At 70.4% G+C, this 11,224-nt stretch carries 10 protein-coding genes; 1 reads left to right on the top strand and 9 read right to left on the bottom strand.

Features of this window, described 5'->3' with window-relative positions; translation table 11 throughout:
* Window positions 1–19: 19 nt before the first annotated feature.
* From ACXN5S_RS13385 to hisD (ACXN5S_RS13360), 6 genes are all read right to left on the bottom strand, one after another.
* Window positions 20–2,161, bottom strand: a complete 2,142-nt coding sequence (locus tag ACXN5S_RS13385; protein ID WP_458605935.1) for a DEAD/DEAH box helicase — start codon at window positions 2,159–2,161, stop codon at window positions 20–22.
* A 285-nt stretch (window positions 2,162–2,446) separates the two neighbouring features.
* The gene (locus tag ACXN5S_RS13380; protein ID WP_458606055.1) at window positions 2,447–3,136 is read right to left on the bottom strand and encodes an RraA family protein; all 690 of its coding nucleotides are present in this window, start codon (window positions 3,134–3,136) and stop codon (window positions 2,447–2,449) included.
* A 26-nt stretch (window positions 3,137–3,162) separates the two neighbouring features.
* Window positions 3,163–3,885, bottom strand: a complete 723-nt coding sequence (locus tag ACXN5S_RS13375) for an alpha/beta fold hydrolase (RefSeq protein WP_458605934.1) — start codon at window positions 3,883–3,885, stop codon at window positions 3,163–3,165.
* Window positions 3,873–4,838 carry a cupin domain-containing protein gene (locus tag ACXN5S_RS13370; protein ID WP_458605933.1) on the bottom strand — a complete coding sequence of 322 codons (966 nt, stop codon included), beginning with the start codon at window positions 4,836–4,838 and terminating at the stop codon, window positions 3,873–3,875. The genes ACXN5S_RS13375 and ACXN5S_RS13370 overlap by 13 nt, the downstream gene beginning before the upstream one ends.
* A 14-nt stretch (window positions 4,839–4,852) precedes the next feature.
* Window positions 4,853–5,617, bottom strand: coding sequence for an SDR family NAD(P)-dependent oxidoreductase (locus tag ACXN5S_RS13365; protein ID WP_458605932.1), 765 nt, complete (start codon window positions 5,615–5,617; stop codon window positions 4,853–4,855).
* A gap of 64 nt (window positions 5,618–5,681) precedes the next feature.
* Window positions 5,682–7,007: a histidinol dehydrogenase gene (hisD, locus tag ACXN5S_RS13360; protein ID WP_458605931.1), complete on the bottom strand. Its 1,326-nt coding sequence runs from the start codon at window positions 7,005–7,007 to the stop codon at window positions 5,682–5,684.
* Between the two features lie 189 nt (window positions 7,008–7,196).
* Between hisD (ACXN5S_RS13360) and hisD (ACXN5S_RS13355) the strand changes: the two genes are divergently transcribed.
* A complete protein-coding gene (hisD, locus tag ACXN5S_RS13355; RefSeq protein WP_458605930.1) occupies window positions 7,197–8,483 on the top strand; it encodes a histidinol dehydrogenase in 1,287 nt (428 codons plus the stop codon).
* A gap of 231 nt (window positions 8,484–8,714) precedes the next feature.
* Here the strand turns inward: hisD (ACXN5S_RS13355) and ACXN5S_RS13350 are convergent, their stop codons facing one another.
* From ACXN5S_RS13350 to ACXN5S_RS13340, 3 genes are read right to left on the bottom strand one after another with little or no spacing between them, the layout of a single operon-like run.
* Window positions 8,715–10,064: an amidase gene (locus tag ACXN5S_RS13350; protein ID WP_458605929.1), complete on the bottom strand. Its 1,350-nt coding sequence runs from the start codon at window positions 10,062–10,064 to the stop codon at window positions 8,715–8,717.
* Complete coding sequence (locus ACXN5S_RS13345; RefSeq protein ID WP_458605928.1) at window positions 10,061–10,207, bottom strand: hypothetical protein; 147 nt, start codon at window positions 10,205–10,207, stop codon at window positions 10,061–10,063. Before ACXN5S_RS13345 ends, ACXN5S_RS13350 begins: the two co-directional genes overlap by 4 nt.
* A complete protein-coding gene (locus ACXN5S_RS13340; RefSeq protein ID WP_458606053.1) occupies window positions 10,204–11,208 on the bottom strand; it encodes a LacI family DNA-binding transcriptional regulator in 1,005 nt (334 codons plus the stop codon). Before ACXN5S_RS13340 ends, ACXN5S_RS13345 begins: the two co-directional genes overlap by 4 nt.
* Window positions 11,209–11,224 lie beyond the last annotated feature (16 nt).

The following is an 11,224-nucleotide window of genomic DNA, read 5'->3' as shown; positions in this document are numbered from 1 at the left end:
GTTCCCTAACCTCGCTTGATCAGTCCTTCTTGCGCCGCGGCGGCTGCGCCCCGCCCTTGCGGGTGCCATCGGCCTTGCCCGGCGGCACGAAGCGCTTCGAGCTGTCGGTCGCATCGCCGTAAGCCGCAGCGCGCCCGCGCGGGGCTGCACCGGGCTTGCCCGCCGGCTTCCCACCAGGCTTGCCGCCGGCCTTGCCCAAGGGCTTGCCGAAATTCTTGCCGCCCGATTTACCCATCGGCGTGACACCCGGCTTCTCGTCGCGCTTGCCACCCGGCTTGCCGAAGGGCTTCGCCCCGGGCTTGGCACCCGACTTGCCGTAGGGCTTGCCCCCGGGCTTGCCCGCCGGTTTGCCACCGTCACGCGGCTTACGCTCGACCTGAGCGGGCGGCGCATCGCGGCGCGGCTCGGCCTTGTGGCGCGGTTTCTTCTCCTTCGGCTGGGCGTTCGCCGGGTCATAGGCCGGGGCGGCCTCGGCGGCGCGGGGCGCCTCCGGCTCGGCGCGCGGCCGGGGCGCTTCGGCCCGCGGCTTGCGGTCCGCCGGCTTGCCATGCGGCGCGCGGCTGTCGCGCGGCGCGGGGCGGCCGAACTCCGGCGCGCCGTCCAGCGCGGTGACGATCACGCCGTCTTCCAGCTTTCCATCGGCCCCGAGCGAGGCGAGGAAGCCCGGCGCCGCCGCCTCGGTCAGCTCGACGAAGGTCTCCTTGTCCTGCACGCGGATGGCGCCGATGGCCTGCTTGTCGAGCCCGCCAACGCGCAGCAAGAGCGGCAGCAGCCAGCGCGCCTCGGCCCGCTCCTCGCGCCCGACGGAGAGCGAGATCCAGCGGCTCGGCCCGAAGGGCGCGCGCTCCTTGCGGGGCGCCGGTGCGTCAGCATCCATCAGCTCCTCGGGGGCGGAGTGATGCTCGCGGTAGAGCCGCAGGTAAGCGGCGACGACCTGTTCGGGGCTGTGCCGGGCGAGCAACTTCTCGGCGAAGGCGGCCTCGTCCTCGCCGATCTCCTCGTTGAAGGCGGGGTCGTTCAGCAGGCGCTCTTCATCGCGGCGCAGGATGTCATCGGCGCTTGGCGGATACTTCCATTCCGCGGTGACCTTGGCTGTCTTCAGCAGGCGCTCGGCCTTTTTGGCGATCTTCTTCGGCACGATCAGCGCCGAGATGCCCTTGCGTCCGGCCCGGCCCGTGCGGCCCGAGCGGTGCAGGATGCCCTCGGCATTGCTCGGCAGCTCGGCATGCACCACCAGCGTCAGGTTCGGCAGGTCGATGCCCCGCGCCGCCACATCGGTCGCCACACAGACCTTCGCCCGCCCGTCGCGCATGGCCTGCAGCGCATGAGAGCGCTCGGTCTGGCTGAGCTCGCCCGAGAGCGAGACCACGAGGAAGCCGCGGTTGGCCAGCCGCGCGGTAAGGCGGGCGACCATGGCGCGGGTGTTGGCAAACACGATGGCCGTCTCGGCATCGTGGTAGCGCAGCACGTTGATGACGGCGCGCTCGGCATCCTGCTGCGCGACTTCGAGCACCTGGTACTCGATATCGGCATGCTGGCGGGTGCCGGTGAGGGTGGAGAGGCGCTTGGCATCGCGCTGGTAGGTCTTGGCGAGCGCCTCGATCTGCGGGGGCAGCGTCGCCGAGAACAGCAGCGTGCGGCGGCCCTGCGGCGATTGCGAGAGCATGAACTCAAGGTCTTCGCGGAACCCAAGGTCGAGCATCTCGTCGGCCTCGTCGAGCACGACGGCCTTCAGCTCGCTCAGCACCAGCGCGCCGCGCTCGATATGGTCGCGCAGGCGGCCCGGCGTGCCGACGACGATCTGCGGCCCGCGCTCCAGCGCCCGCCGCTCGGCGCGCGCATCCATGCCGCCCACGCAGGAGGCGATCTGCGCGCCGGTCTTGCCGTAAAGCCAGTCGAGCTCGCGCTTGACCTGAAAGGCCAGCTCGCGGGTCGGCGCCACGATCAGCGCCATGGGGGCGGAGGCGGCGGGCATCCGGCCATCGTCCTCAAGGAGCGTCGGGCCGATGGCGAGGCCGAAGGCGACAGTCTTGCCAGAGCCTGTCTGGGCGGAGACGAGCAGGTCGGAGTCGTTGAGGTCGGAATCGCTGACGGCCTCCTGCACGGGGGTCAGCGTGTCATAGCCGCGCTCGGCAAGCGCCTCGGAGAGGGTGTTAATCATCGGGCCACCATAAGGGAGGGGCGCCGGAGCCGGCGCAGAAAGCGCTTCCCTACAGGGAAGCGGGGGCAATGTATATGGGGTGCAATGCGGGGCAGCGATGCGCGGGGAGCATGGTTGTTCGCGTCTGGGCGCGCTCCATCGCCGCCTCTCCTCACGCGCTTTCCTTGCCCGGCGCCTTCGGCGCGAAGCGGGGGCGTCGGATGGCTAGACGATAGAACCCCCCTAGAAATGTCGGGCTTCACCGCGCCCTTAGCCATAGGGTGGGTTTTCAACCCACCGCCCCCCTCAAGTCCGTGACGCCTCGAACGCCGACCAGGCCTCCTTGAACGTCTCGAAATCGAAACCCGGCTGTCGCGCCGGCTCCAGGATCAGCCGCTCGCTCGCCAGCAGGCTCTCCACCGCCGCCGCCAGCTTCGGCACCACGGCGGGCGGGATAACCAGCGCGCCGTGGCGGTCGGCGTGGATGAGGTCGCCCGGGTTCACATCGAGCCCCAGCACCTTCACCGGTACGTCCAGCTCCGTCACGTGGACGAAGGCATGGCTCGGCCCCAGCGCGCCGGCGAGGATCGGGTAGCCCTCCGGCAAGTCGCCGAGGTCGCGCATGACGCCGTTCGTGACCGTCCCCGCGAGGCCCAGCCCCTTGTGCACCGTCGCGTTGATCTCTCCCCAGAAGGCGCCCACCGGGTGCAGGTCGGTGTCCTGCACCACCGCCACCCGGCGCTGCGGCCCCTCCGCCATCATCTTGTAATAGGCCATCCGCCTTTGGCGCACGACGGCGGGGTCGTCCTCCGGCCGGTCGGCGGCACGGATGCGGGCAGTGCGCGCGAAGCCGAAGAAGCTGCGCTCCGCCCCCCACGAGACCGGCGTCATCCGCGTGAACCGCGCAAAACCGCGCCCGCCCTCGGCCACCTCGATGGCATTGCAGATCGTGGGCGTGTCGACGCTTGCCAGCACCTCGGCCAACGCTTCGGAAATCTCGGGAAGCTCGGTCGCCATATCGCTCATGTCTCGCTCAGCCAGTTGGCCAGGGCGACGTTCACCGCCTCCGGCTGCTCCAATGTCGGCAGATGTCCCGCCTGCCGCACGATGACGAGCCGGGCGTGGGGGATCAACTCGTGAATGCGCGCGTGCCGGTCCATCGGGCAGAGGCGGTCGTCCTCCCCGGTGAGGATCAGCGTGGGCTGGCGGACGGCGGCCAGCACCTCCTGCGCATCGGCCCGGTCCCGAAGCGCAAGGCTCTGCCGCTCGAAGACATCCGGGCCGAGGGCGAGCGCCATCTCCTCGCAGAGATCGAGGAGGGCGGGGTCGCTCTCGGGGTGGAGGTAGTGCGGGAAGACCTCCCGCCGTAGCACCGGCGCCAACCCCTCCTCGCGCACCCGCGCCACCTGCGGGGCGCGGTTGGCCTGCACCTCTGGCAGCTCGGCGCGGGGGTTGGTGTCGAGGAAGGCCACCCGCTCGATGCGCTCCGGCGCCTGCCGCAGCATCTCCATGACGAGGATGCCGCCCATCGAGAGCCCGGCCAGCGCGAAACGCGGCGGCGCCTCGGCGAGCACCCGGGCCCCCAGCGCCTCCATCGTCTCGGCGTCGGTCAGTGCCGGCACCTGCACCGTCCGCCCGGCGGAGAGCGCGGCGATCTGCGGCGCGAAGAGCCGCGCGTCGCACATCATGCCGGGCAGAAGGAGGAGCGGCAGCGCGCCGCTCCCCCGGTCCGTCAGCCCTGCCATGTCGGCCCGGCCGGGTCGGAGGTGGCGATGACGTGGTAGAGCGCCGCCTCCCCCGTCATCGACGGGACGGCGGAATGGCCGAGGTTTTCCGGGATCGACATGGTGTCGCCCGGCGCCAGAACGGTCTCGCCGCCCTCCCAGGTGATCTTCCAGTGGCCGGTCACCGGCATCAGCACCGAGGGGAAGGGATGCTGGTGCATCTCCTCGCGCGCGCTGTCGCGGGTGATGAAGTCGATCTCGAAGCCGGGCTTGTCCTTGAGGACGCCCGTCTCGCCCAGCACCTTCGCGGGGCTCTTGCCGGCGAGGGACATGAGGTCCCAGTAGCGGGCCACGTAACCGGGCACGACATCGGCGGCGGCGAGCTCGGGGAAGGTCTTCAGCTCTCCCTCGCTCAGCAGCGGCATGGGCTGCACGCCATCCGGAAGGTGCTGGCCCTTCTTGCTGTCGTAGAGCTTGCCGTTCTCGCCGAGGACCAGCCCGTGATCCTTGGCATCCTCGATCACCTGCGGCGCCCAGATGACGCCGCCGCCGGCATCGTCACCGCCGAGTACGGCCATGATCATCCCGTAATCGGTGCCGATGTTCTCGAACCCGCGGAAGATGCCGGTGGGGATGTTGATGATGTCGCCCTCTTCCAGCACCACCTCGCCCGCATTGCCCCAGCGGCCCCAGAAGAAGCGCCAGCGCCCCTTGAGGACGAAGAACACCTCCGCCGTCCGGTGGGAGTGCAGCGAGTTCCGGCACTTCGGCGGCTGCCCGGCAGCCCCGATGTTGAAGCCATGCGGAATGGTGATGTGCACGTGCTGGTCGGCGCTCTCGGAGACGCCGCCGCCGATGATGGTGAAGTTCTCCTTCTGGTTCGAGCCCGGGGTATGGGCGTCGATGAAGGCGGTGCGGCAGGGCACGAGCTCGCCGTAGCGGACGATGCGGGCCTGCATCTCGTCAAGGGTCATAGAAGCTCCTGTGGTCATTCGGCGGTCCACCCGCCGTCGATGAGAAGATGCGTGCCGGTGACGAGCGCGGAGGCATCGGAGGCGAGGAAGACCACGCCGCCCATGATGTCCTCCACCTCGCCGACGCGGCCGAGCTTGATCTTGGAGAGCACCCAGTCCCGCGCCTGCGGGTTCTGCAGGGTCTGCTCGCCCAGCGGCGTGCGGATGAAGGTGGGGCAGAGCGTGTTCACGCGGATGCCCGACGGCCCCCATTCGATCGCCATGGCCTTGGTCATCCCTTCGAGCGCGTGCTTCGAGGCGGCATAGACCGAGCGGTCCGGCCCGCCGACATGGCCCATCTGCGAGGAGATGTTGATGAGCGAGCCGGGCTTGCCCGCCGCCATCAGCCCCTTGGCCACGGCGCGGGTGAGGAAGTGGGCGGCGCGCAGGTTCACGGCCATCACCGCGTCGTAGTCTGCCAGCTCCGTCTCCACCGCCGGCGCGTGGCGGGCGAGGCCGGCGGAGTTCACCAGCACGTCGAAGGGCCCCTCGGCCTCGACCGCCGCCTCTGTGGCGGCGATGTCGGTGATGTCGAGCGGCAGGGTGCGGGCGGTGAGGCCCTCCGCCGCCATCTCCTCGGCCAGCGCGTTCAGCGGGGTCACCGAGCGGGCGACGAGCGTCACCTCCGCCCCCGCCTCGGCCAGCGCGACAGCCGCCGCCCGCCCGATACCGGAGGAGGCGCCGGTGACGAGCGCGCGCTTGCCCTCCAGCCGGAAGGACGGTGTCTTCGGCAGGCTCACCGCCCCGCCCCCGGAATTCGCGCGAATTCCGTGCACGATTTTCGCGCGAAAATCGGCGCCCGGCTCATTCCGCCGCCTCCAGCGGGGCGGTGGCGGTGCCGTACTCGACGTTCCGCCCGCCGTAGCGGCGCACGCGCACGTTGCATTGCTCGGCATGGCCCACGAAGCCCTCCAGCATGCACAGCCGCGAGCCATAGGCGCCGATCTCCGCCGCCGCCTCGTCCGTCGTCACGCGCTGATAGGAGTGCGTCTTCAGGAACTTGCCGACCCAGAGCCCGCCCGTGTAGCGGCCGGCTTTCTTCGTCGGCAGCGTGTGGTTGGTGCCGATCACCTTGTCGCCGTTGGCCACGTTGGTGCGGGGCCCGAGGAAGAGCGCGCCGTAGGAGTGCATGTTCTGCAGGTACCAGTCGTCGCGGTCGGTCATCACCTGCACATGCTCGTAGGCCATCTCGTTGGCCACACGCAGCATGTCGTCGTGATCGTCGCAGAGGATGACATCGCCGTAGTCGCGCCATGAAACGGCGGCGGTCTCCTTCGTCGGCAGGATCTCCAGCAGCCGGTCGATCTCCTTCAGCGTCGCCTCGGCGAGCGCGCGGGAGGTCGTCAGCAGCGCGGCGGGCGAGTTGTAACCGTGCTCGGCCTGGCCGAGGAGGTCGGTCGCCACCATCTCGGCATCCACCGTGTCGTCGGCGATCACCATCGTCTCCGTCGGGCCGGCGAAGAGGTCGATGCCCACGCGCCCGTAGAGCTGGCGCTTCGCCTCGGCCACGAAGGCATTCCCCGGCCCCACCAGCATGTGCACCGGCTCGATGCTCTCCGTCCCCAGCGCCATGGCGCCCACGGCCTGGATGCCGCCGAGGCAGAGGATCTCATGCGCCCCGCCCATGTGCATCGCGGCGACGATGGCCGGGTGCGGCGCGCCCTTCACCGGCGGCGCGGAGGCGACGATGCGCGGCACCCCGGCGACAGCGGCGGTGAGCACCGACATATGCGCCGAAGCGACCATCGGGAACTTGCCGCCCGGCACGTAGCAGCCGACCGATTGCACCGGGATGTTGCGGTGCCCGAGGATGACGCCGGGCCGCGTCTCCACCTCGATATCCGTCATGGACGCTCGCTGCGCCTCGGCAAAGGTGCGGATCTGGTCCTGCGCGAAACGGATATCCTCCATGTCGCGGGTCGAGACCTTCTGCATCGCTGCCTCGATCTCGGAGGGGCTGAGGCGAAAGCTCTCCGGCGCGTAGCCGTCAAACTTTTCAGAGAGCTCGCGCACCGCCGCGTCGCCGCCCGTCTCGATCTGGGCGAGCGTCGATTCCACGATGCCGCGCACCTTGGCGTCATCTTCGGCGCGATCCGCCTCGGGCTTGCCGCTCTTCAGCCAGGTGGCCATGAGACTCTCCGTTTTGGTTACGTTTGCAAAAATGGTATCGGAAAAGCCGCGCCGCTGGCAAGACACGTTTGAACGCCGCATTTTCTCGCAGCCATGCGGCCCCGCCGCCTGCCCATGCATTCCCCGCTTGACCGGGGAAATTTTGGTGACGTATGCAAAGCAGCGACACCGCCCTTCTGGAGAGCCCCCATGTCTGACGATCTGCACGCCCGCCTGACCTTCCTCAAAGCGCCCACGCGCGATGCCGTGGGCGACACCGCCCCGGTGGCGGAGACGGTCGCCGGCATCCTCTCCGCGGTGAAGGCGCGGGGCGACGACGCGGTCCGCGAATTCTCGCTGAAGTTCGACAAGGCCGAGACGCCGACCCTTGAGATCACCATGGACGAGCGCGAGGCCGCCGTGGCCGAGCTCGACCCGCAGACGCGGGCCGACACGGAATTCGCCATCGCCAACGTGCGCAAATTCGCCGAGGCGCAGATGGGCACCATCGGCGCGCTGGAAACCGAAGTGCTGCCCGGAGTCCACGCCGGACACCGCGTGATCCCGATCAAGCGGGTCGGCTGCTATGTGCCCGGCGGGCGCTTCCCCCTCCTCTCCGCCCCGGTGATGACCATCGTGCCCGCCGTCGTGGCCGGCGTGCAGGAGATCGTCGCCTGCCTGCCGCCGAATGCGCACCGCGCCATGATCGCCGGCTGCCACCTCTCGGGCGCCACGCGCATCTTCCGCATCGGCGGGGCGCAGGCCATCGCGGCGATGGCGTTCGGGACGGAATCCGTGCCGCGGGTCAACAAGATCGTCGGCCCGGGCAATGCCTTCGTCAACGAGGCGAAGCGGCAGGTCTTCGGCCCCGTCGGCATTGACCAGCTCGCCGGCCCGTCGGAGATCTTCATCCTCGCCGACGAGACCGGCGACGCCGAGATGATCGCGACCGACCTGCTGGCCCAGGCCGAGCACGACGTGCGCACCCGCGTCGGCCTCATCACCACCCACGCGCCGCTGGCCGAGGCCGTGGTGGCGGAGGTCGAGGCCCAGCTGGCGACGCTGTCGACGGCAGAGGTCGCACGGCCGGCGTGGAACGATTACGGGCTGATCGCGGTGGCGGAGAGCGAAGAGGACATGATCGCCTATTCCGAGGAGATCGCGTCCGAGCACCTGCAGGTGCACACCAAGGACGCGCGCGACTTCGCCCTAAAGCTCGACAATTACGGCTCGCTCTTCATCGGCGAGAACGCCAGCGTGGTCTATTCCGACAAGTGCTCCGGCACGAACCACACGCTGCCGACGATGGGCGCGGGGCAGTACACCGGCGGGCTCTGGGTGGGCTCTTACGTGAAGATCGCGACGCACCAGTGGCTCGACGAAGAGGGCGTGAAGGCCGTCGCCCCGCCCGCCGCCCGGCAGGCCAAGTCGGAGACACTGGAAGGCCACCGCCGCGCAGCGCAGCTGCGGCTCGACCGGATGCAGGTGAAGGGCTAGAGCCCTCGCCGCTCCCTCCCCCGCGCGGAATCAAGGCCGTCAGGCCGCCGCGCGAGCGCCGGCCCGTCCCCGCGGGCTGGCGCTCTGGCCGATCTCGGCGCGTCGCGGGCCATGGTAGAGGGGCTTGGCGGGCATAAAGCACATCGAGGCAATGTCGGAGCGCCACCCCACGGGCCGGCGTGAGAGTGGAGCGAGGGGTGGCAGGCCGGCCGTGGCGGGCTCAACCCCGCCCTACAGCGGGGGCCGCTGCACCGAGAAATCCGTCGCCATCTCGAAGGCCTGCGCTGCCTGCACAAGCAGGTCCTCGCGCCCCTTCGGCGCGATGAGCTGGGCGCCGAGCGGCAGGCCGGCGTCGAAGCCGCAGGGCAGAGACAGGGCCGGATGGCCGGTCACGTTAAAGGCGATGGTGCGCATCGGCGTCCACACCGCCTTGCCGCCCGCGAAGGCGGCGACCTCGCTCGCGGGCGCCAGCGTCGTTGCCGTCAGTAGAACGTCGGCCTCCCCCAGCGCGGCATCGACATGCGCCGTCAGCCGGGGCACCAGTGCCAGCCCGGCAGCCAGATCCTCGGCCCCGAGCAGCGCGCCACCGAGGAGGCTCTTCAGCGCCGCCCGGCCATAGGTCGCGCCATGCGCCATGATGCGCGCCTCGTGCTCGGCCATCGCCTCGGCGGAGAGGATGACGGCGCCGGCATCGTCGAAGAGGCTGCGCTCCGGCAGGTCCAGCTCCACGATCCGCGCGCCCAGCAGCGAAAAGGTCGCCGCCGCGTCATCGAGCGCGCGCAGCATAGCGGGGGCCGTCTGGGTGTCCTCCACCCACGAGCGGAGGTAGCCGATGCGCAGGCCCCTCGCCCCCTGCCCCAGCCGCTCCGTCGCCCGCCCCCAGCCGGAGCCCGAGATCGCATCCAGCGTCAGCGCCGCCTCCTCCACGCTCGCCGCGAGCGGGCCGGCATGGTCGAGGCTGGGCGAGAGCGCCATGAGCCCGCCCCGCGAGACGCGCCCATAGCTGGGCTTCAGTCCGACGATGCCGCAGAAGGCCGCCGGGCTGCGGATCGAGCCGCCGGTATCGGTGCCGATGGCGGCGCGCATCAGCCCGCCGGCCACGGCGCTGGCCGAACCGGAGGAGGAGCCGCCGGTGATGTGCGCGGGGTTCCACGGGTTGACCGCCGGGGGCTCGGGCCGGCTGTCGTCGGGCCCGACCGTCGCGAATTCGTAGGTGGCCAGCGTGCCAAGCAGCACCGCGCCGCCGGCGGTCAGCCGCGCGACGACGGCGCTTTCGGCCGTCTCGGGCGCGGCCGGCACAGCCGAGCCGCCGGTGGTGGGCAGGCCCGCCACCCCGAAGAGCGACTTGACCGCGAGGGGGATGCCCATGAGCGGGCCATGGTCCTCTCCGGCGGCAAAGCCCTTGTCCGCCGCTGCGGCCCCGGCCCGCGCACGGGCCTCCGTCAGATGCTCGATGGCATGGAGCCGCGCGCCCCACTCGGCAATGCGCGCCAGATGCGCCTCCAAGAGCTCGGTGGCGGAGATGTCGCGGCGGCGCAGCCGGGCACCGGCCTCGGCGATGGACAGGTCGGCAAGGCTCACGTCGCGGCGCGCTCCGCCGCCTTCAGCCGCTCGGCGCTCTCCTTCAGGCGCTCGGCCCAGTCCAGCACCTGCGCGGCCTCGGCCTCGCTCAGGTGCACGCCGAGCTCGGCCAGCCGGGCCTGCATCTTATCGGAGAGGCTCATGCGGAATACTTGCGGGTCGAGCCGCGGATGACGAGCTGGCCGCTCAGCACCACCTGGCGCGGGGCGGCGAGCGGGTCGCCGAGGAGGATGGCGATGGTCTCTTCGACCATCTTCGCCACGTCCTGCCGGTAGGTCGTCAGGTCGTAGGCGCGCCAGGCGGCGGGGGGCACATCGTCGAAGCCGACGACGGAGACATCCTCGGGCACCCGCAGCCCCATCTCGAAGCGCAGCACATCCATCGCGGCGAAGGCCATGTGGTCATTGGCGACAAATAGCGCGTCGGGCCGGTCGGCCTTGGCGAAGATCTCGCGCGTCGCCGCCTGCGCCTCGGGGAAGCGGAAGTTGCCGACGGCGCGGGCGAAGAGCTGCTGGCCCGCCGCCTCCAGCCCCTCGCGGAAGCCCGCCTCGCGGTCGCGCTGCGTCGCCGCCTCCTCGAAACCGGCGATATAGGCGATGCGCTTGTGGCCGAGCGCGCAGAGGTAATCGGCCAGCGCCCGCCCGCCGGCGCGGTTGTCGGACGTGACGGCGGAGAGCTGCCCGCGATCCTGCCCGCGGTTGAAGAGCACCACCGGCACGCCGATGGAGAGGCACCGCTCGGCCAGATGCGACGACAGCGAGACCGAGGCGAGCACAATGCCGTCGACCTGGTAATCCATGAGCTCGGAGACGACGCGGTCGGTCTCGACTGCGGTGTTCTGCCCGATGAAGACGAGCACATGGTAGCCGGCCTTCTGCAGCTCCGACGAGATGCGCTCGACCATCTCGGGGTAGAAGTAATTCTCCAGATACGCGACCACGAGGCCGATGATGCGGCTCTTGCCCGATTTCAGCGAGCGGGCCAGCACGTTCGGCCGGTAGCCGAGCTGCTCGGCGGCGGCGCGCACCTTCTCTTCCGTCTTCTTCGAAACAGACGAGCCGGGCGTGAAGACGCGGCTGACGGCCGATTGGCTGACCCCGGCAAGGGCCGCCACCTGAAGCGAGGTCACCTTCTCGCTCACCATGCGCACTGCCCCCTTT

It is taken from the genome of Pseudoroseicyclus sp. H15 (assembly GCF_054353345.1).
Note: the sequence above shows the minus strand (reverse complement) of the source record. Positions and strands in the feature narration are given on the sequence as shown.